Consider the following 22,442-nt stretch of genomic DNA (forward strand, 5'->3'; position numbering starts at 1 on the left):
CCAATCCTCTATTCTTCAATCAATGGGCTGCGGAGGTCTTCTACCATCGCTTGAATTTCTGCTGGAGGAGGTGGTGTTAAGCGCGAAACCACTAAGGTAACAGCAAAGTTAATTAGCATACCCAAAGTACCAATTCCTTCAGGAGAAACCCCAAAAAACCAAGGTTGCATACCGCCAAACTTGACGCCGACAATGTAGATGATCGTAAAAATTAAACCCGTCAACATGCCGGCGATCGCACCTTCAGAATTGGTGCGTTTGTCGAAAATTCCCAGGAAAATCACCGGGAAGAAACTAGCAGCAGCTAAACCAAAGGCAAAAGCTACCACCTCACTCACAAATCCCGGCGGATTCACCCCAAAATATCCGGCGAGGACGAGGGAAAAACCTACCATGATCCGCCCGACAAACACCCGTTTTTGTTCTGATGCTGTGGAATCTATGATGCGGTAGTAAATATCGTGGGCGATGGAACTGGAAATTACCAGCAACAAACCGGATGCTGTAGACAAAGCAGCAGCCAAACCACCAGCCGCTACCAAGCCAATCACCCACGGAGGCAGATTAGCTACCTCTGGGGTGGAAAGTACGATAATATCTCGGTCAATCTTTATTTCATTGGTGTCTTTGTTTGGGGTTAACTGGAGACGGCCATCCTTATTTATGTCATCAAAAGCCAACAGTTTAGTTTTTTCCCACTTGGCCGCCCAGTCTAGCTGCTGCACTTCTGCAACTGTATGATTGTGCAGGGAATCAATCAGGTTGTAGCGGGCAAACATGGACAGGGCTGGAGCAGTGGTATAAAGAATAGCAATAAATAGTAGTGCCCAACCAGCAGAAAAGCGAGCTGCACGCACACTCTTTACTGTGTAAAACCGGACAATAATATGGGGTAAGCCAGCAGTGCCTACCATCAGGGCAATGGTGGTGAACAGCACATCTAGCATCGACTTGTTCACAAATGGCTCAGTATACTGCTTAAACCCCAGGTCAACCTGAATTTTATTGAGTTTGTCAGCAATATCACTGAAGGTAAATGCTAGCTGGGGAACAGGATTACCAGTGAGAAACCAGGCGATCGCGATCGCTGGAATCAGGTAAGCAAAAATCAACACACAGTACTGTGCTACTTGTGTCCAGGTAATGCCTTTCATCCCCCCCAACACAGAGAAAAAGCCCACGATCACCATACCGATGATCACACCTGTATTGATATCTACTTGGAGGAAGCGGCTAAAAACAATGCCCACGCCCCGCATTTGTCCAGCAACGTAGGTGAGGGAGACGAAAATGGCTGCAACTACTGCCACCAGACGAGCGATATTAGAGTAGTAGCGATCGCCTACGAAATCTGGCACTGTATACTTACCAAATTTCCGTAGGTAAGGAGCCAGTAATAATGCCAGCAGCACATAGCCGCCAGTCCAGCCCATTAAATAAATAGAACCGTCGTAGCCCAAAAAAGAAATCAGCCCCGCCATTGAAATGAACGAGGCTGCGGACATCCAGTCGGCGGCGGTGGCCGCACCATTAGCAATTGAAGGTATCCCTTGACCTGCTATAAAGAAGTCTTTACTATTCTCGACTCGTGATTGCCAACCTATATAAATGTAGGCAAGGAAGGAAAGTCCAACTAATACAATAGTCCAAATTTCAACTGACACGGTTTTTCCTCACTTCTTGAGATTGTATTTGTTGTCTTGCTTGCTGAGATTGTATTTGCGGTCTAGCTTATCCATTTGAAAGGCATAAATGAAAATCAAGGCCACAAATACCAGGATTGACCCTTGTTGCGCCATCCAAAAGCCAAAAGGAACGCCAAAAAACCGTATCGCATTCAAAGGTTGAACCAACAAAATACTGAAAACTAGGGAAACCAATGCCCAGACAATTAAAAGATTACGAATTAAAGCAGTATTAGCACGCCAATAAGAACGGCGCTGATCTTCATCCATTGTTGTTCATCATCATTGCGTTGGTGCATCAAAATAATACCAATAAGCCGTTAATATCCTGTCTAGTGACTGTATTAATTTTTAAATTATTTAGTAAATAATATTTAACGTTGAGGTATCAAATATAACTAACTAATAATTAGCTGAGAATTTGTCTATGGTTAGTTATGAACAAATGTTGGTTGATGAAGCTGAAATATCCAATAAATTATTGATACACAATAATTTTATATACGAAAATTTTAAAATATATTACGTGTTATTTACTAGAAATTTTGCAACTATAAATGCTATGAATTGACTTTTTACAGCTATACAAGCAATTGACGCTATAAAATTGAGTAAAGTTAATTAAAAAAAGATACGAATAATTACTATAGATTATTACTTAGTTATTTTAGTAACATTGATATAATGATCTTGTTATTACACACATGGCCCATTACGAAAAGATAGTAAATTATTATACTAATACTTTCTTACACAGCTTTCCGATGCATTGCAGCCGTTATAGATGAGAACTTCGATCATCATGGTGAGAAAAAGCTGATTTCAAGCAACTGATTTGCTTCATTCTCAGCAACCAACGTCTCCATAGATTTTTTAACTAGTTTTGGAAGCCTCGCAAAAATAACTTACCTAATTTATTGGTGAGCAACCTTAATTCTCAAGGTTTGCAGTTTTTTAATTGGGTAACTTTTTCGTGCGTGTCTTCGGAAAGTGCGGATTTCAGCTTTAACCATACCACAAGCCAGAATATATGTTTATCCAAACACTCATCACAGAGCCGATTCATTTTTTCAGAATCGTTGTAATTGTCATATTCTCCATCACTTTGCATGAACTTGCTCACGGCTGGGCTGCGATGAGTCAGGGAGATAACACTCCACAAAAAACTGGTCATCTCACACTTAATCCTGTAGTTCATATGGGTAAGGAATCAATCATCTTTCTCTGTCTCATGGGTATAGCTTGGGGACAAATGCCCGTCAACCCATCTAAGTTTCGCTCTCCCAAGCTAGGCAATATTTTGGTATCCGCAGCTGGGCCATTATCAAATCTGGCTTTAGGCATTCTATTTATTTTGATGCTTAAATTTCTCTCTAATCCGAGTCTCTCAGGGCTTTTGAGTGGAGAATTTCTTTACTTAGCGGCTCGGATAAATTTGACCTTATTTCTGTTTAATCTGCTGCCAATTCCACCACTGGATGGTTTTCATGTTTTCAGTGAAATTTTTCCTCAGCTAAAGCCACTGCAATATAGCCAATTCGGAATTTTTGCAATGATGCTTCTATTTATAATTCCAGAATTTGGGACGGGACTTAGTGAGATTGCTCATTTAGTTATCCAATCGGCGCTTGGGGGAGAATCAGCAGCTTCTTAAACAAAAATAGATTATTTATATAGTGATCCTATTTTATTTGTGAGAATTGAAAGCCATGCAATACTGTTCGGTTAACGCAAGAGACGCGATGAATTGCCGTCTCTACGAAACGACTGATTATTGTAGAGACGGCGATTGATCGCGTCTTTGTGATGATTTATCGCGTCTGTCTTTGTGCTCTCGAATTTTCATCAAAAAACCTTAACCGAGCAGTATTGGGGGGTCTTGTCGATCACGAATGATTTAGGATAGCCACCTTTTTGCTATAATATTCAGTCTTGGCATAAATGCTGATAATACTATCACCAACTGCAAAAAAATTACCTTCTTGCTCATCTTTAGAAAATTGTAAATTTGGGTATTTAGCAGCAGCTTCTTCAGCAGTCATGGCTTTTGCTCCCATTTGTTTTGGCAATACTCCAGTACAACCAATGTAAAATACCAAAGGAGATATCTTATCTTGGTAAATATTTTCTACATATTGTTCTAGATTGTTATTTGCTGCCGTTAAAGCTACAACCATCTCCTCTTTACTGATCTGCTTACCAGCTTGTTTATCCTGCAATAACTGCGCCAAACTATCAGCACCAACTTTCTTAAGAATACCTACGACTATACCATTTTGCTCAAGCCCAAGAAAATCATCAAAAATTGGTTTCATAAACTCGTCAACTTTCGTAATTTTGGTGCGTAATGATAGCCGCCTGTGCCTAAAAGCAAGATTCTCATTCAGTGCGATCGCAAAACTCGGCTTAATGATAATTTCTCCAGTTTCTTTGTCATAAAAGCGATACATTCTATTCAAAAACTTGTTAGCAGAATGAAACTTACTCAGGTTAAGAATATCTTGACTACCGATATCAATTTTATAGCTCAATCTTGAGTCAAGGGTACCATTAACTAGAGCTTCATGGATGTCTGTGTATTCATTAGTTGTAGGGAAGTTGATGTAAACATTTTTGGACAGATAGTGCTTTTTAAACTCCTCTAACTGTCCTGCTACAAATACATCTGACTCCTTTTTCAAGTGAGCAGAAATAATACTAGTAAGTACTTTAATTTCTGCGAGTTCATTGAATAGTCCATCAATGCTGCTGTAACGACTATTAGCAGCTACAAGCGGCAAGTTATCTAACTGAAAGGTATATTCAGCACGGAAGTCAAATTCTTCTGCATCTAACACACCTTTTTCTTTGAGTGAGTCAAAGGCTTTTTTACTGCTGATTTTGACTTGTAAGGACTTGACGTTTATTTTGCCGTCACTGACAATCGTGTAATTATTAAAGCTATTAAGGTCATTTACTAGCAAACCTGCTACCTCAATAGTGGGGGTTTGGTCTTCAAATTTGGCAAGTTTGACTTTACGTTTGATAAGCATATTGATAGTAGCAGTATTCCGATTAAACTGAAACTCTCCCATACCAACATACTCAGCATTATCTATATTTTCTGTCCGCAACCAAGGCTGAAGCAGTTCTCCATTTTCGTTTCTAACACCTTGGATGCGCTTGATACCTGTCCTTTGATAATGTTCTTGTAGGTGTTTGATATTGACGATAATATTTTTGCGGTATTGTGCAAAAATTTGGATTAGTTCTACCAGAGAAATTTTATTATTCGTCATATTGCTACCTTCCATACAAAGATCAAGAATCTTTTAAATCCACGGTTACTGAGGTTTATTACTCTTTCAAAATAAGCTATTACAACCATGTGAAATTGAAAGAAAAACACACAATAAGTTGATGCCAAAATGTTAAATTTTGCTTATATCACACAAATATTGTGTCTTCATGATTGCATTCACTAACTAGCTACTATGGCGTTCATTTACTACAAACTTTGGGCATCGCCTGGTAAACTTCGCTTTGAATACTCACCGGATATTATTTTATAGTACAAGTGTATCATAAAAATACCAAGTTGTGTAGGCATCCCTTAATATCTCTATTTCTCAAAGAGGTGATTCAAAGTTCTTGTATAAATTTTATCGAAAGTTGCATTTAAGAAGTAATTCCTTTACTGATCTCTTTTTTTGCGTACTTTGCGGTAATCTGCGGCAAGCTGCTGCCTCTATACATCTACATTTCATAAATATTAAATGTTTCTTCATTGAGAATTTATCTTACCCTTTCAATTAAGTAAAGTCGATAACTACTGTTAATTTTAAATGCGTTATCTTTCGGCAGTATCTTCATAATTAGCGGTAAAAAATCATAATTTATGCTGAGGTGATCGCTAATTTAATTCCATAAAAATAGTAATAGCTAATTGCAAATTTTGAATTAGATTTCAGAAATCATAATCAAAATTCAGTTTTACTGTTTGAGGATAGAAAAAACGATGAAAAACAAAGTATTGTTTGGTGCCATCTTTATGGCAACCTGGGTAGGAACATTAATCCCCAGTGCTTTTGCTGCCTCACCCTGTTCTGTGGGACAAAAGGCTGAGGTTCTTTGGGAGGAAGCATGGTATCCGGCAACGGTACTTAAGGTTAATGATGATAATTGCTATATTACTTACGATGGTTATGATAGTTCCTGGAATGAATGGGTTAGCGCTGCACGCTTGCGGGCATTATTTAAAGTTGGAGATTCAGTTAGAATCCTGTGGAAAGGAAAATGGTATCAAGGGCAGGTTTTAGAAGTTAGTAACAATCTTTATAAAATTACTTATGATGGCTACGATAGCTCTTGGGATGAGTGGGTTGAACCTTCCAGAGTAAGCAGATAGGAAATATCTCACTTTTATCAATTGGGAGGGACGATTTCACCTGTAGGAGTCGTCCCTTAAATTTTTTATAATTTAATCTGGCTGCCTCCCTAAGAATTACTAATAGAAAAACCTCGACGTGTGGGTTTAATAGTAGCTAACTCTACCTGAAAACTTACTTTGTCGCTCATTTCACCGCTTCTCGCTTCCAAAGTCCACTTACCAGGACGCAGATACCAAAATAAAGAATTAGCTGACTGTGTATTTAGCTTTTCACCATTCAGCCACCACTCTACAGGCGCAGATTTATTTCCCGCTAACTTAAATTCGAGTTTTTGCTTCGCTTCTTCACCTGGATATAGTAAGAATAAATCGCCATGATGCGGAGATAAAATTCTCAAATTGGTAGAAACAAGACTCGATTGCTGTTGTTTTGCTAACCACTCATCATACTCTGGTGGCAAAGTGAATTGATTTTGACTTTGGTAGGCAATCTTATCTTCTGGATAGAAATATTCCTGCACCACTGAGGTACATTCTGATGTTGGGCGTAACCCCGAAATAGCACAAATAGGTAATTGCACTAAACCTTCTGGAGGTGGAAAACCTGCTGGTTCTTGATGTTCGTGCAGATGTAACATAATTCGATTCCACAAGGGTGCAGCCCCCGTAACGCCTGAAACTTGTCGCATCGGTTCGCCGTTGAAATTGCCTACCCAGGTAGCGACGGTGTAATCTGTGGTGAAGCCCACCGTCCAAGTATCCCGAAAATTGGAAGAAGTGCCAGTTTTAACAGCAACCGGGAAAGGTAAATTTAGCACTGAGTCTACACCAAATGCTGTTGCACGAGCATGGCTGTCACTGAGCATATTAGTTATTAATTGCCATATTGTCGTCGAATTTGGAATTTTAGATTTAGGACTTTGGTGTGAGCGCTCAGTCGAAGGATTTTGGATTGGGGAATCGGAAAATGTGCTTACTAGCGGCGTAGCTTCTCCGAGCCGCGCCATAGTAACATAAGCTCTAGCTAATTCCCATAAACTAACTTCGCCACTACCGAGAGTTAACCCTAAACCGTAATGTTCTGGGGTTTGATTAAGGTGTTCAAAGCCCAATTGATGCAAACGTTCGAGGAAAGTCTGCACACCTACCTTTTCTAACACCCGCACTGCTGGTACATTTAAAGAATTTGCTAAAGCGATTCGCACCCGCACAGGGCCAAGGAAGCTTTCGGTATAATCTGTTGGGCTATAAAGTTTTGCGCCGGGAATGGCGTAATGGGCGGGTACATCTGCCAAAATAGTATTTGGGCGAATTAAACCTTTTTCTAAAGCTAATTCATATACAAAAGGCTTGAGAGTAGATCCTGGTTGACGTAGCGCCTGTACTCCATCATTGCGTCCCAGTTTGGCTTCATTAAAATAATTAGGTGAACCGACATAAGCCAAAACTTCGCTGGTGTGGTTGTCAATCACCAATGCAGATGCATCATGGACATTATTGGCGGCCAGAGAAGAAATTACCTGCTGCACCTGTGCTTCGACAAACTGCTGTAAAGGACGATTTATAGTCGTGCGGATAACGGATTGATCCCCCCTAACCCCCCGGAGGATTAAGCCCCCCTTATCAAGAGGGGTTGGGGGAATCTGATTGGCTAACCAAAATAAAAAGTGTGGCGCGGCGATAATTCCCCGTTGGCTAGACTGAAACACAACCTTTTCGGCGGATGTTCGGGCTGCGTTCGCACCGCTAATATACTTTTCCTGTACCATCCGATTGAGGACATATTTTTGCCGCTGCTTCAGCCGTTCCCAATGCTGATAAGGGTTAAAGTATGTGGGATTATTGGGAATAGCAGCTAACAAACTCGCTTGGGCAAGATTCAACTCACTAGCTGGGATGGAAAAATAAGTCTGCGCAGCTGCTTCTACACCATATATATTCCCTCCCATTGGCAGCCGATTGATATATGCAGAGAGGATTTCATCTTTATTCATCCCTGCTACTAACCGCCAAGATAGCCAAATCTCTTGCATTTTACCTGACAGAGTACGCGGGACGGGATCTAACATCCGCGCCAACTGCATAGTAATTGTGGAAGCACCGGAAACAATTCTTTTAGCGTGGATGGCTTCTTTGCTGGCGCGGATAACAGCCTTCATATCCAACGCCCCGTGATGGTAAAAGCTAGCATCTTCGGCGGCTAAAATAGCATGGATAAACTGGGGCGAAACCTGATTTAGTGGTACTACTGATGTGTGCTCTTGGTCACGGGTGAGCAATGTTCCTAATGGTAAACCATTGCGATCGCTAAATTGCATTGCTAACTGATTTTGGGCAATGTCTGCGGCCCGAATGGGCGCAAAATAGGGTAGCAAGCGTACCACTAGGCATATTAGCAGCCCAGCTAGGATAACTTTACTATGCTTAATTTTGGTTAGCGATCGTGAAATTATTTTCATCAGGAAATCCCTGCCCAATAAAACCTATCTTAATTTTGACCATGCTATTACATCTACATCAGTAAATATGTCATATCCTTAATAATTCATTTGTCATAACCTAGCAGATATAAATTAATATTTGCAGAAGTTAAATACTTCTTCATCGTTAAGAATTGTAGTCATTTTTGGAACAATAACACTGGATTAGTTATCTATGTAAATAAACATACGAGACATCCAAACATTGGATATAAATCACTAGTGATAGTGTGCCCTCAACAAGAGATACAGACTTTTGTTTGCTATATTTTTTTATTTTAAATTAATAAAAATATGATTATCAAAATTTTAATCCGTTTCCACCATAAAATTATCAATTTCTTCCTTGGTGTAGTTGGTGTATTTGGTGGTAGCCTGCGGCAAGCCGAAGCGTCTACGTTAAACAAAATTAGTCATTCTTCAAGCCGGAAGAGAATAATCCAGTATTTTCTCATCTTTACATTTATGCTAGGGATGGCAGGATGTAATTTTTTTGGTATCAACTCAAGTCAAGAACAACTACCAGCAGTTTCCCCACTCACACCGCCAAAATTACCAGACTGGATTGAACAAATTAGTCCTATTGGGGATGCGAAACCTCTTAACCAAATCCGCATTCGCTTTAAAGAAGCTTTAATACCAGTTGAAAGCCTAGACAGTCCAGAACAGCAGAAAATATTGCAAAAATTTGCACTTTGGCCGCCTTTACCCGGTCAATTTCGCTTTTTGACACCGCGCATGGTGGGATTTCAAGCAGAGAAAGCCTTGCCAATAGCGACAAGATTTCAAGTTACTCTCAAAGCGGGTTTAGCCGATTTAAAAAATCATCGCCTAGACAAAGATTTACCTTGGACTTTCAATACCGCATCTATCAAACTGACTAATTTACCCGGTGTTAATCCCATTGAAAAGGCTGATGTTGAACCAATTGATTTAAAACAAAATTTACAGTTTACTTCCAATGTAGAATTAGATTTAGCTTCTGTTCAAGAGCATTTACAGTTAATTCCTGAAGGTAAAAATAAGGGTATAGGTTTTAAAGTTGAATTAAATAAAGAAGAAAAACCATTAGAAGAAAATGAAGATCCTTTAGAAAAAATTGATCCTTCAGCACGCAATTGGATTTATAACCTCATCCCACAGCAAAATCTCGAAAAAGCAACCCCTTATCGCCTAGTATTTTCTCCCGGAATCCGTCCTGCTTATGGCAATCTCCCTACAGAGAAAGAATTTGTCAGTAAGTTAGCAACTTATTCGCCTTTAGCATTTCAGAAAATTAACTTTTACGGACAGCCAGATGCAGGTGGAACTTTTGGAAGATTTCTTAAAGGCAGTCCTCAGTTAGAATTTAATAATATCTTAGTGGCAGATTCTGCTAAAGAAAATATTAAAATTAATCCGGCACCAAAAGACATTTCGAGAATTCTGCAAGTAAACGATGAAGATAAAATTGTTGGCATCAATCCTTATGCACTAGAACCCGCCAAGACTTATACAATTATTATCGGTGCTAATCTCAAAGATAAGTTTGGGCAAACTTTGGGTAAACCTATCACGCTTAAATATGATACTGGAGATTTAGCTGGGGATATCTGGGTACCATCAGATTTAAATATTTTCCCCACAGGTAAAGATTTACAGCTAAATATTAGTACGGTAAACCTACCAGAATCAAAATACAAAGCAGCTTATCGAGTAGTCCAACCAACAGATTTAGTTTATTTTAATTATGGTAATGATTTATTACCAAAACCTTCTAATTGGCAAAGTTTTAACGTATCAGGGAAGAAAAATCAATCTGTTGACATTGCTGTTCCTCTGCGGGAAAAAATAAGTGCAGCTACGGGAATGTTAGCTTACGGAATGCAAGCCCGCACTAATAAATATCAGGAGAATGGTAAAGAACTGTGGCGTGAACCTACGACTTATGGCTTGGTTGAATTGACAAATTTAGGCGTATTTACTCAATGGTTTCCTGAGTCAGGGTTAATTCGCGTCAATCATCTTACAGATGGTTCGCCAGTTAAAAATAGCGCTATTGAAATTTATCAATCAAAATTACAGGCAAAATCTCGCCCGGAACCTGTACCTTGTGCAACGGGTAAGACTGATGAAAATGGTACTTTTAAAATTAATAGTGAAGAATTACAGCAATGTTATTCTGGAAATGAAAGTTATAGTAAATCACCACAATTATTAGTAATTGCCCGTGAAAATCAAGACTGGGCATTTACCAGAACTGAGGAATATAGCGGCGTTTATGGATATGGCATTGATGCAGGTTGGCAAGATGGTAGGCCAGAATCACGCGGGGTCATTTTTTCAGATAGACAGTTGTATCAACCAGGCGAAAAAGCTTGGTTTACTGGTTTTGTTGACTTCTTACAAAATGGCACAATCCAGCAAGATAAAAATGCTGTTTACCAATTAACTCTGGTAAATCCTGATGGACAAAAGACTAACTTAGGTACGCAAACTACAAATGAATTTGGTACGTTTTCTCTGGAACTGCCAATCAAAACTACTCAGCGCTTAGGCTACTATACAATCCAGGCTAAGGGGAAGAATGGGCAAGAAATTTCTGGAGAATTTCGGGTAGCTGAGTTTAAGCCACCCAACTTTAAAGTCGAACTCAACTTAGATAACGAATTTGCTCTTATTGACGAGAAAATTGATATTAATGCCACAAGCAATTATTTGTTTGGTGCACCTGTAGAAGGTGGAGAAGCAAAATATTTTGTCACTCGCCAACAATCTAATTTTATCCCTAAAGGTTGGGAGGAATTTGCTTTTGGTCGGCAATGGTTATGGCCGGAGGAAACTCCTACCATATCTAGCGATGTATTGCAAACTAATTCCCAGCTAGATACTAATGGTAAAAGTAGCCAAACGGTAACTGTGGCTAATGATTTACCATATCCGATGACTTACCGGGTAGATGTGCAAGTTGCAGATGTTTCTAATTTATCTGTAGCGAATTCCAAAACTTTTACAGCCCTACCAAGTAATCGCCTTATCGGGTTAAAAAGTAATTTTATCGCTGATGCTGGTAAGGCTTTTCCTATTGAAGTGATTGTTACTGACCCTACAGGAAAAACGATCACAGGTCAACGGGTGCGCCTGGAATTACAACAGATAAAATACAGCAGCGTTACGCAGTTGGTGGAAGGTAGCCGAACCGCAAAAAATCAAGTTGAATATAAAACAGTGGGACAAGCAGAAATTACATCTGCTAGCAATTTGCAATCGGTAAACTTAACAGCGCCTGAATCTGGTTCATACAGGATTAGAGTTAATTTTAGCGATGCTAGAAGCGAATTAAGTGCCACAGATTTACAAATTTGGGCAACTGGAGCAAATTCAGTATTTTGGGGTTCTAGAGAACAAGATGTCTTAGAAGTTAAATTAGATAAAAAAGAGTTCAAACCGGGTGAAACGGCTACTGCACTAATTCAATCTCCCTATGCAGATGCAGAATTGTACTTTGCTGTAATTAAAGACAAACCCCTTTATCAGCAGATTACTAAAGTTCAGGGAGGCGCACCACAAATTCAGTTTCAAGTTACGCCAGAAATGCTGCCAAATGCAGCCATTGAAGCTGTATTAGTCAGACAAGGTAAACCCATAAACCAAGTGGAACCAGGAAGTTTAGATAACTTGGTCAAAATTGGTTTTACACCTTTTAAAGTTAACTTGGAGGAGAAGTATTTAAAACTGCAAGTTAAGCCAGTGCAAGCATCATTAGAACCTGGTGCAGAAGAAACAGTACAACTAGAATTAAAGGACAATCAAGGAAATCCCACCCAAGGACAGTTTACAGTCATGGTGGTAAATGAGGCTGTGTTACAACTTTCTGGCTATCGTCCGCCAGATTTGGTGGATACAGTTTATGCAGAACAGCCAATATCTACCCGCTTTAGCGATAATCGACCAGATGTAATTTTACAACCACAAGATGTAGCTAAACCCAAAGGTTGGGGTTATGGCGGTGGTTTCTCAACTGGTGCAGCAAATACTCGCACTCGTACAGATTTTCAAGCCTTAGCTTACTACAACGGTTCTGTTCTTACTGATACTAACGGTAATGCACAAATAACCTTTAAACTCCCGGATAACTTAACTACATGGCGGGTGATGGCTGTCGCCACTGATGGAAATCTGCGTTTTGGGAATGGGGACGCGACGTTTATCACCACAAAACCACTCCTAACTAATGCCATCTTGCCACAGTTTGCCCGTCCAGGCGATCGCATCCTCGCTGGTTTATCCGTAACTAACAATACTGGCAATACAGGAAATCTCTCAATTAATGGCGAACTTAGCGGTACTGTGAAGTTTGCTGAGAAAAACCCCACAGCTACTGCTTTGCAAACCAAAGCTGAATCTGCAACTCATGCTTATCGCTTTCCAATGGTGGCAGATAATGTGGGAGTTGGTAAAGTTCGCTTTACGACTCAGCTAAATGGTACAGCCGCAGATGCTTTTGAAGTACCTTTGGAAATTAAGTCACTGGAAATTACCGAACAAGTCGTTGAAACTGGTGTCACTGAAAAACAGGTGAAGATTCCCCTGAATGTTGATAAAAATACCTTCCCTGATGCGGGAGGTTTAGATATTCAGTTAGCGAGTACTTTAATACCGGAGATTCAAGCACCAGCAAAGCAGGTTTTGGAAGATGATGATTTACCTTTCACAGAACCTGCTGCAAGTCAGTTAATCATTGCTGTCAATCTGCAAACTATTGCCCAAAAATATGGTCAGACATTTGCAGAATTTAATCCTAGCCAACAGGCGAAACAAGCCATTGAAAAATTACAAAAACTTCAAATAGCCGATGGTGGTTTTGCTACTTTTCCTGGACAAGAAAAATCCGACCCTTGGGTTTCTTCCTATGTGGGTGAATCTTTGGTAAAAGCCAGTCAGACGTTCCCTAATTTAGTCGATTCTGCAATCCTGTCTCGCCTCAAAACTTATCTGCAAAAAGTTCTGGCGAACCCTGGAGAGTATGAGTTTTGCAAGCAAATACTATGTAAAAGGCAACTGCAACTTAATGCTTTAATTGCTTTATCAGAACTGGGTGAAAAACGCAATACTTTCCTCACAGATATTTATGAACAGCGCAATAATTTTGATATAGTAACTCAAATTAAATTGGCGCGATACTTATCTCAATTCCCAGAATGGCAAGACGAATCTCAACAATTAGTGAACAAGCTGCAACAGAATATATATGAAACTGGCCGCACAGCAGTTGTAAGTTTACCCCGTAGTTGGGAATGGATGAGTTCGTCTACCACCGCGCAAGCGCAAGCTTTACGATTATTTATTGCTAAACAAAGTAAACCTGAAGTGATAGATAAGTTATTCCAAAGTCTTATTGCACTGCGACGGAATGGCACATGGCAAACTAACTATAATAATGCCCAAGCATTAACAGCTTTGGTAGAGTATAGCCAACTGCAACCCACACCACCTAATTTTGTTGCCACAGTGCAATTAGCTGGTAATAAGTTAGGAGAAAATAGGTTTAATGGCTATCAAAATCCTAGCTTAAAGCTAAATGTGCCAATGGATAAATTACCTCGTGGTCGTCATGATTTAATGCTGCAAAAATCAGGTAATGGCACTTTACACTATCTGGTTGCTTATAATTATCGCTTGCAGGGAAATCAACCAGGCAGATTTAACGGTTTACGGGTAACACGAGAAATTAGCAAATTAAATGAAGGGAAATTTCTGCAAAAAACAGGACTTTACGCTTTTGATAAACCCTTGACTTTAGCTTCTGGACAAGTGTTTGATATTGGTTTAGAAATCATCGCCGATCATCCTGTGGATCATCTGGTGATTAAAGATCCGCTACCATCAGGTTTTGAGGCGGTGGATGCAAGTTTTCAAACTACCACAGCTGCATTACAAGCAAAAGCCGATAGCTGGGAACTTGGCTTTAGGAATATCTACCGCGATCGCATTATAGCCTACGCCGACCACCTGGAACCAGGAGTTTATAGCCTCCATTACTTAGTCCGTTCTGTCACCCCTGGTACATTTTCTTGGCCTGGTGCTGAAGTTCACCTGCAATATGCACCAGAAGAATTTGGGCGTACCGCTGAGTCTACATTAATCCTGGAAAATGGGAATTGAAAGCTATTTTAGAGCCTTTAGCCTCCGGTAACGTTTTGTTTTAGCTGTTAATTTATTCAGCCAGGGGAATGTCAATTCAACCTCTAGCCAGAAAAGAGCGTATTTGTAACTTTTTCTAACACCTTTAATGCTGTTAATGAACCTCGAATCAACCGAGTAGCAGCAAGGGGTTGTCGAAGCATTCCCATCGCTAAAGGAAAAGGGTTTAGGGAACCATCAGAGTTAATTGCTGGTGTGAGATCGGGGATATCGTGCTGACAATCGTCACTAACTACTCGCAGCATTGCTACGTCCACCCCGGCTGCATTGAAAAACTCTAGGGCGGTAAATCCTTCCATATCAACAACATCAGCCGCCAAAGTCTCACCTAAACGGCGTTTTTCGGCAGCAGACCAAATCACGCGATCGCTTGTCAATGACTTGACAAATGATATTTTATCTGGTATTAAGGAGTGCAATTGATCTGTGAAAGTGCGCTCGCATTCTTGCTGCTTCCCCTGATAAACACAATCTTGATACAACACAATATCACCAACTGCATAGCGATCGCTCAAGCTGCCACATACACCCATAATCAGCACTCTGGACTTTGGAGCCAGAAATTGTCCATTTCCTTGGGATTGTTGGAGGTATTTGAGTAAAGGCTTCATCCCAACAGGTATAGCTACTACTGTTGGGATGGAACCAGTAACGCCGCTTAATCCGCGACACACAGCTTTATATTCTGCTCCCTGAGGCACCAGAATTGTGTTGATGGGCAAAAAATTAGACACTAGCCCTCTCGACAGTTTCAAGTTTGCGTTTGGGTATAAATAGGCGAGCGTGGCTTAATTCTTCTGTACCTTGGAGAGTGATGTCTACGACGGGCTACGCCTACGCAGTTTGTAAAGCTCCGACAGAATAATTCCTTATGCTCGACAGAACCAAGTTTCATTTCTAAAGTTCAATTCTGTATTAAAAATTTTGCCACATCTGAGTAACAATAAGTAATATTGCCGTTTTCTGGTGCTTAAAACTCGCAAACCGAAGGTGATTGCTGTAGCATGACTAAATAATTGTGTCACCCACACGATAATTTTCCAAGATGGTAAAGCTTCATCGCTCAAAATCCGCACGAGAACTCTTCAATATTTCCAAATTGGCGATTCAATTTTCGTGGCTGACGGTGAGTTTTTGGATTGCCGTAACGGTAGCTGGTATTCTGGCTTTCAGTTCTCTCAAGTATGCTTTGTTTCCAGATATTACATTTCCAGTAGTGGTTGTAAATGCTACAGCCCCTCTGAAAACTGCTCTGGATACAGAGGCAAAACTCACCGAACCCTTGGAAGAACGCCTCCGCTCCCTAGAAGGACTGGAGAATATGCGCTCATCCACTTATCCAAGTCAAACAGCCGTTGCCCTTTCTTTTGCCGTTGGGACGAATTTAGAAACATCGACCAAAGAAGTTGAAGCTGCCCTCAAGCAGTTGACTTTGCCTCAGGGAGCGACTTCTAAAATTATTCCCCTGAATTTAAATGAGTCAGCCGCCATTAGCTATGCCATTGAGAGTCCCACGCGGAATCTCACAGATTTGACAAAGTTGGCGCAAGACGAGATTGTAAGTGCGATCGCTAAATTACCAGGAGTCCTGAAAGTCTCACTGTTGGGTGGTGCTACTGCAACTCCTCCCCTAAATCCAGCTAATGCCAGTGCATCTGTCCCCCAATCAGGGGCAACATTAGTCAGGTTTAACGGGCAAGATGCACTAGCATTTCAGGTAATCAAACGCGGTAGCGCTAACACCTTAGAAGTGGTCAGTCGGGTTGAGAAAGAAGTCCAAAGGCTACGCTCTACCCTGAAAGATGTGAACCTCACTTTAGCTGCCACCCAAGCAGAATATATCCGCCAAGCTACCCAGTCAACAATCGATGCGCTGATGGAAGCAGTCTTGTTGTCTATCGTAGTAATTTTTCCTTTTTTATGGAATTGGCGGGCAACTTTCATCTCTGCCTTGGCGATTCCAACATCTTTGTTGGCGACGTTTATTGTCATGGCAATTTTTGGTTTCAACCTAGAAACGATTACGTTGCTGGCTTTGGCCTTAGTGATTGGCAGTGTAATCGATGATGCGATCATCGATGTCGAAAACATCATGCGGCACATCGAAGAAGGCGAAACTCCTCGCCAAGCCGCCTTTTCAGCAACAGATGAAATTGGCTTAACAGTCATCGCCACCACTGCTACAGCAGTAGCGGTTTTTTTACCCATTGGTTTGATGGGTGGAGTAATCGGGCAGTTCTTCAAGCCATTCGGAATTACGGTTTCAGCAGCCATGATTGCTTCGACGCTGGTCGCCCGTACATTGTCACCAGCCTTAGCCACTTTCTGGCTAAAACCTGCTACTTCAACTCCGCGCCGCCAGGAAGCAAACACCTGGCTGAATTTTACCCAATATTACAGAAATTTACTCCACTGGTCTTTAAACCACCGCAAAACAGTTATCGCATTAGCCATACTTAGCTTTGTTGCAGGTATGGCACTGAGTCTACTCATTCCCAAAGGGTTTATTCCTAAATTAGATCGCGGCGAGTTCAATATTACTTACACCGCACCCTTGCCAAAAATCCCTGAGCAATTTTTGCAGGGACAAGGAGGGCAAGGGGGACAAGGGGGACAAGGGGGAATTTCTTCCTTATCTGCCGCATCCCAATTCCCTATCCCCAATCCTTTGAATGATTCTCTAGAAGTTGCCAAGAAACTAGAAGATGTGGTGAGAAAATCTCCAGTAGTGGAAACAGTTTTTACTACTGTTGGTTCTCGTGAAGGTGAGCCAAACAAAGGTACGCTTTATGTGAAGCTGAAGGAAGACCGCAACATCAAGACTGCGGAAGTACAAGACCAATTACGCTCGTCTTTGCCTAATCTTCCTGGTGTGAGTACCAGCGTAGAAGATATTCAATTTGTTGATACTGGTGGACAAAAACCCTTACAGGCATCACTACGAGGCGATAATCTCCAAAGCCTCAGCAAAGCTGCCAAGGCAATTAAAGAGCGCATCGAAAAACTACCGGGATTTGCTGATGTCACTGTGACAAGTGAAACAAACCCGCAGGGTACAGTTTTTCAAATTGAGCGGCTCAACAATCAAAGAGTTGCTTATATTAGTGCCAATCTGGGCAAGGATTTGTCCTTGGGTAGTGCCACCGACCAATTAGTAGCAGAAGCAAAAGCAGTGTTACCTGCTGGTGTAACTTTAGACTTGGGAGGAGATTCTGCCCGCCAAGGTGAAGTATTTAGTAGTTTTGGTACTACTTTACTTTTATCAGCATTGTGCATTGTCGTAGTACTGATTTTGCTGTTCAAAAGCTGGATAGACCCAGTAGTAATAGGTGTTTCTTTGCCCTTGTCAATTGTCGGTGCCATGTTGGCTTTACTCTTCACCAAGAGTGACTTTGGCATGATCTCGCTGATTGGCTTTGTATTTTTGTTGGGACTAGCAAACAAAAATGCCATCTTACTGGTAGATTACATCAACCAACTCCGCAAATCTGGCTTAGACCGCACAGAGGCGATTCTCAAAGCTGGCCCAGTGCGCCTCAGACCAATTATGATGACCACTGCCTCTACACTCTTAGGGATGCTACCGATCGCATTGGGCTTTGGTGCTGGTTCCGAATTGCGATCGCCTATGGCTGTAGCGATCGCAGGTGGACTCATAACTTCAACTATCCTCAGCTTGATTGTTGTGCCGGTAGTCTACGCCATTTTGGATGATTGGTTTCCCCGATTTCAGACGAGGGAGAGAAGTTGATGCAAGTCTTTGTCACAGGGGGTACGGGCTTTATTGGTGCTCACTTAGTACGGTTGTTACTCCAACAGAGATATGATGTCAAAGCACTGGTACGCTCAAGCAGCAATTTGGAGAATCTACGCGGTTTGGAGGTGGAAATTGTCAAAGGCGATTTGAATGATTCAAATCTCTGGCAACAGATGGAAGGTTGTCAATACCTATTTCATGTGGCAGCCCATTATTCCCTCTGGCAAACAGACCGGGAGTTACTCCACCATAACAATGTCTTGGGTACGCGCAATGTGTTGGCAGCAGCTCGCAAAGCTGGGATTGAGCGCACCGTTTATACTAGTTCAGTAGCGGCAATTGGAGTAGGATCATCTGGTCAAGTCGTCGATGAAACACATCAGAGTCCTTTAGAAAAGTTGGTGGGTGACTACAAAAAGTCCAAGTTTCTCGCTGAACAAGAAGCCATGCAAGCCGTTGCTACAGGTCAGGAAGTAGTTATTGTCAATCCCAGCAGCCCAATTGGCTCGTTGGATATCAAGCCTACCCCGACAGGTGATATAATCCTGCGGTTTTTGCGACGGCAAATGCCCTTTTACTTAGATACTGGTTTGAATTTTATCGATGTACGGGATGTGGCATGGGGACATTTACTGGCTTTGCAACGGGGTAAATCAGGCGATCGCTATATCTTAGGTCATCAAAACCTAAGTCTCAAGGAACTACTCGAACAACTTGCCGATATCACCAGTCTAAGCGCCCCTCAACGAACAGTACCCGCTTGGTTGCCTCTTAGTGTTGCTTGGGTTGATGAAAAGATTCTCGCACCCTTGGGAAAATTGCCTTCAGTGCCATTAGATGGCGTGCGGATGGCGAAACAACCTATGTATTACGATGCCGCCAAGGCTGTACGAGAGTTGGGTTTACCCCAATCTCCGCTGAAAGCGGCACTCAAAGATGCTGTGGATTGGTTTGTTGCTCAGGGTTACGTTCAATGAAAAATATAGCGATTCACGTGTGGATGCAATATGTAGGGGTGCATAGATGTGCGCCCCTAAAGTGGTGTTTTTATATTTAAAAGAGGAGCGATCGCACAATGGCAGTTAATCTACAACAAGCTATGGATATTGGGAAGTATCTTGTTACTCAGCGTTTGAAAGGACGTAAACGCTTCCCTTTAGTATTGATGTTGGAACCTCTTTTTCGGTGTAATCTTGCTTGTACTGGTTGTGGTAAAATCCAACATCCAAAGGAAATTTTAAAGCAAAATCTCACCCCAGAACAGTGCTTTACCGCAGTGGAAGAGTGCGGCGCACCGGTTGTCTCAATTCCTGGGGGAGAACCTCTGCTACACCCCCAAATTGATGAGATTGTCCGGGGCTTAATTGAGCGCAAGAAATATATTTACTTGTGTACCAATGGTTTGTTGTTAGAAAAGAATTTGGATAAGTTTGAACCTTCTCCTTACCTGACTTTTAGTGTGCATTTAGATGGGATGCGGGAGTTGCATGATCAGTGTGTCGATCGCAAAGGTGTTTTTGATATTGCTGTCAAAGCCATTCGCGCCGCTAAAGCTAAAGGCTTTCGTGTCACCACTAACACCACTATCTTTGAAGGTACCCAACCCAAAGATATGCAAGAGTTCTTCGACTTTCTAGAAACACTAAATACTGACGGGATGATGATTTCTCCCGGCTACAGTTACGAATGGGCACCAGATCAAGATCATTTTCTCCACCGTGAACAAACACGCGCCCTCTTTCGGGAAATTCTGGCTCCATACAAAGCTGGTGAAAAAAACTGGAACTTCAATCACAATCCTCTGTTCTTAGATTTTCTCACTGGTGAAAAGGACTATGAATGCACGCCTTGGGGTAGCCCTAGTTATAGTGTTCTTGGTTGGCAAAAACCTTGCTATCTACTAAACGAAGGTTATTACTCCACCTTTAAGGAATTACTGGCACAAACTGACTGGAGTCAATACGGCCAGAAGAGTGGTAATCCCAAATGTGCCGATTGTATGGTTCACTGCGGTTACGAACCCACTGCCGCAATGGATGCAATGCAACCGCAAAATATGGCGCGTGCCCTTGGCAGTGTGTTTGGTAGAAGCTAAAAAGTAGCAAAAACTACAACATATTGAGAGGGTGCGATGCCTGCGGCGGGCTACGCCTACGCACCCTCTAAATATTATTATCTGGTTCCTTGCGATCTATGAAAGTCATTATTGGCTAATAGATTTTGGGACTTGCCTATTCACCTGACTTGAATATGATTGAGCGATGTTGGGTCTTGGCTCAAGAGCATGATTTGAAAGCAGTTAGACCGATTTGAAATTTTGTCAGAGGCTATAGAGCATATTCTTCACTACCGCTATGAACCCACGGCTGCAATGGATGCAATGCAACCGCACATATAGGGTGTGCCCTTGGCAGGAGCTAAAAAGTAGCAAATGCTACACAACTTAAGGGTGCGATGCCTGAGGTGGGCTACGCCTACGCACTCTTAAAGGGATTTCCAGAAATAAATTCTCCCATCTTTTGGGCTGGAGAAAAGTCAAAAGAGCAAAGAGAGAAGAATGTGAACTTATGTAAACGAAATTAACAAACATAACAATAATTTGTAATAAATAATGACGCGGCAGCATTGTATAAAGAGAACTTGGAAGTAAAAAACAACATCTTAATCAGGTTTTCCAGTCGTTCATAGAAGTTTGAAGTTTTTTAACAAAAGTTTTAATCTGAAAGCCTGGAGATCGTAAACTTATTCCGTGGATGTCTGTTTTAAACCTTTCGTAACTCGTCAGGCAGTGCTGACATCAAAAAAGCTGAACCATTCAGTTTTGAGTCCAATTATTCTTACAGCAAGCAAATTAGGAGATTTAAGGCAATGGTTTTAGATGCATTTGCAAAAGTAATCACCCAAGCTGATGCCCGCGGTGAATATCTCAGCGCTGCTCAGTTGGATGCCCTAGCTGCCCTAGTTAAAGATGGCAACAAGCGTGCAGATACCGTAAACCGGATTACCAGCAACTCCTCAGCAATTGTTGCCAATGCAGCTCGCGCTCTGTTCGCAGAACAGCCTCAGTTGATTGCTCCTGGTGGTAACGCTTACACCAACCGTCGGAATGCTGCTTGCTTACGTGACATGGAAATCATCTTACGCTATGTAACCTATGCAATCTTTGCTGGTGATGCAAGTGTGTTAGATGATCGTTGTCTAAACGGTCTACGCGAAACCTACTTGGCTCTAGGAACTCCTGGTGCTTCTGTAGCAGTTGGCGTGCAAAAGATGAAGGAAGCAGCTTTGGCTCTTGTTAACGACCCCAATGGTATCACCAGAGGCGATTGCAGCGCTATATCATCTGAAGTTGCTAGCTACTTTGATCGTGCAGCCGCAGCAGTAGGCTAAACCCGTTCGAGACTATTGACTGACAACTGTCAGTTAGACAAAACAAATTTCAACAAAATTGTAAATAGGGAGATACTAAACCCATGAAGACACCTCTTACCGAAGCAGTTGCAGCAGCAGATTCTCAAGGTCGCTTTCTCTCCAGCACAGAAATTCAAACCGCTTTTGGTCGTTTCCGTCAAGCTCCAGCTAGCTTAGAAGCAGCAAAAAGCTTGTCTGCTAATGCTCAACGTTTGACAGAAGGCGCTGCTCAAGCGGTGTACAACAAGTTCCCCTACACAACTCAACAACAAGGCCCTAACTTCGCTTCTACCAGCACTGGTAAAGCAAAGTGTGCGCGTGACATCGGCTACTACCTGCGGATCGTTACCTATTCCTTAGTTGTCGGTGGTACGGGCCCCTTGGATGACTTCTTGATTTCTGGCTTGGCTGAAATCAACCGCACTTTCGATCTATCTCCCAGCTGGTACGTTGAAGCTCTCAAGTACATCAAGGCTAACCACGGTCTAAGTGGCGACCCTGCTGTAGAAGCTAATTCCTACATCGACTACGCAATTAACGCTCTAAGCTAATAGAGT

The 22,442-nt window shown here is 41.7% G+C and carries 13 protein-coding genes; 8 read left to right on the forward strand and 5 right to left on the reverse strand.

All coding sequences use genetic code 11. From position 1 onward, the window contains the following. Positions 1-8: 8 nt before the first annotated feature. Positions 9-1,664 (reverse strand): sodium:solute symporter family protein, encoded by a 1,656-nt coding sequence (locus ACEYW6_RS12930; protein WP_412980003.1) that lies wholly within the window; start codon positions 1,662-1,664, stop codon positions 9-11. Between the two features lie 9 nt (positions 1,665-1,673). Then, positions 1,674-1,955 (reverse strand): DUF4212 domain-containing protein, encoded by a 282-nt coding sequence (locus ACEYW6_RS12935; RefSeq protein WP_190890283.1) that lies wholly within the window; start codon positions 1,953-1,955, stop codon positions 1,674-1,676. A gap of 760 nt (positions 1,956-2,715) precedes the next feature. Here ACEYW6_RS12935 and ACEYW6_RS12940 point away from each other — a divergent pair. Then, a complete protein-coding gene (locus tag ACEYW6_RS12940; protein ID WP_412980004.1) occupies positions 2,716-3,339 on the forward strand; it encodes a site-2 protease family protein in 624 nt (207 codons plus the stop codon). 232 nt (positions 3,340-3,571) lie between these two features. Here ACEYW6_RS12940 and ACEYW6_RS12945 read toward each other — a convergent pair whose 3' ends face one another. Then, positions 3,572-4,963 (reverse strand): hypothetical protein, encoded by a 1,392-nt coding sequence (locus tag ACEYW6_RS12945; protein ID WP_412980005.1) that lies wholly within the window; start codon positions 4,961-4,963, stop codon positions 3,572-3,574. Between the two features lie 719 nt (positions 4,964-5,682). Between ACEYW6_RS12945 and ACEYW6_RS12950 the strand changes: the two genes are divergently transcribed. Beyond that, positions 5,683-6,072 carry an agenet domain-containing protein gene (locus tag ACEYW6_RS12950; protein ID WP_412980006.1) on the forward strand — a complete coding sequence of 130 codons (390 nt, stop codon included), beginning with the start codon at positions 5,683-5,685 and terminating at the stop codon, positions 6,070-6,072. A gap of 89 nt (positions 6,073-6,161) precedes the next feature. On the opposite strand, the gene pbpC is transcribed toward ACEYW6_RS12950, so the two are convergent. Then, a complete protein-coding gene (pbpC, locus tag ACEYW6_RS12955; RefSeq protein ID WP_412980007.1) occupies positions 6,162-8,513 on the reverse strand; it encodes a penicillin-binding protein 1C in 2,352 nt (783 codons plus the stop codon). Between the two features lie 486 nt (positions 8,514-8,999). Here pbpC and ACEYW6_RS12960 point away from each other — a divergent pair, with 486 nt between their 5' ends. Beyond that, the gene (locus ACEYW6_RS12960; RefSeq protein ID WP_412980089.1) at positions 9,000-14,678 is read left to right on the forward strand and encodes an alpha-2-macroglobulin family protein; all 5,679 of its coding nucleotides are present in this window, start codon (positions 9,000-9,002) and stop codon (positions 14,676-14,678) included. An 83-nt stretch (positions 14,679-14,761) separates the two neighbouring features. Here the strand turns inward: ACEYW6_RS12960 and ACEYW6_RS12965 are convergent, their stop codons facing one another. After that, positions 14,762-15,451, reverse strand: coding sequence for a phosphorylase (locus tag ACEYW6_RS12965; protein WP_412980008.1), 690 nt, complete (start codon positions 15,449-15,451; stop codon positions 14,762-14,764). 311 nt (positions 15,452-15,762) lie between these two features. Between ACEYW6_RS12965 and ACEYW6_RS12970 the strand changes: the two genes are divergently transcribed. The 5 genes from ACEYW6_RS12970 to cpcA all read left to right on the forward strand — a co-directional run bounded on the left by ACEYW6_RS12970 (position 15,763) and on the right by cpcA (position 22,436). Then, positions 15,763-18,468, forward strand: coding sequence for an efflux RND transporter permease subunit (locus ACEYW6_RS12970; RefSeq protein WP_412980009.1), 2,706 nt, complete (start codon positions 15,763-15,765; stop codon positions 18,466-18,468). Further along, positions 18,468-19,451 carry a hopanoid-associated sugar epimerase gene (gene hpnA / locus ACEYW6_RS12975; protein WP_412980010.1) on the forward strand — a complete coding sequence of 328 codons (984 nt, stop codon included), beginning with the start codon at positions 18,468-18,470 and terminating at the stop codon, positions 19,449-19,451. The genes ACEYW6_RS12970 and hpnA overlap by 1 nt, the downstream gene beginning before the upstream one ends. 98 nt (positions 19,452-19,549) lie before the next feature. Beyond that, a complete protein-coding gene (gene hpnH / locus ACEYW6_RS12980; RefSeq protein WP_412980011.1) occupies positions 19,550-20,569 on the forward strand; it encodes an adenosyl-hopene transferase HpnH in 1,020 nt (339 codons plus the stop codon). A gap of 773 nt (positions 20,570-21,342) precedes the next feature. Further along, positions 21,343-21,864 carry a phycocyanin subunit beta gene (locus tag ACEYW6_RS12985; protein WP_190890270.1) on the forward strand — a complete coding sequence of 174 codons (522 nt, stop codon included), beginning with the start codon at positions 21,343-21,345 and terminating at the stop codon, positions 21,862-21,864. A gap of 83 nt (positions 21,865-21,947) precedes the next feature. Continuing rightward, positions 21,948-22,436, forward strand: a complete 489-nt coding sequence (cpcA, locus tag ACEYW6_RS12990) for a phycocyanin subunit alpha (RefSeq protein ID WP_190890269.1) — start codon at positions 21,948-21,950, stop codon at positions 22,434-22,436. Positions 22,437-22,442 lie beyond the last annotated feature (6 nt).

It is taken from the genome of Nostoc sp. UIC 10607 (genome assembly GCF_047228265.1).
Classification (GTDB): domain Bacteria; phylum Cyanobacteriota; class Cyanobacteriia; order Cyanobacteriales; family Nostocaceae; genus Nostoc; species Nostoc foliaceum_A.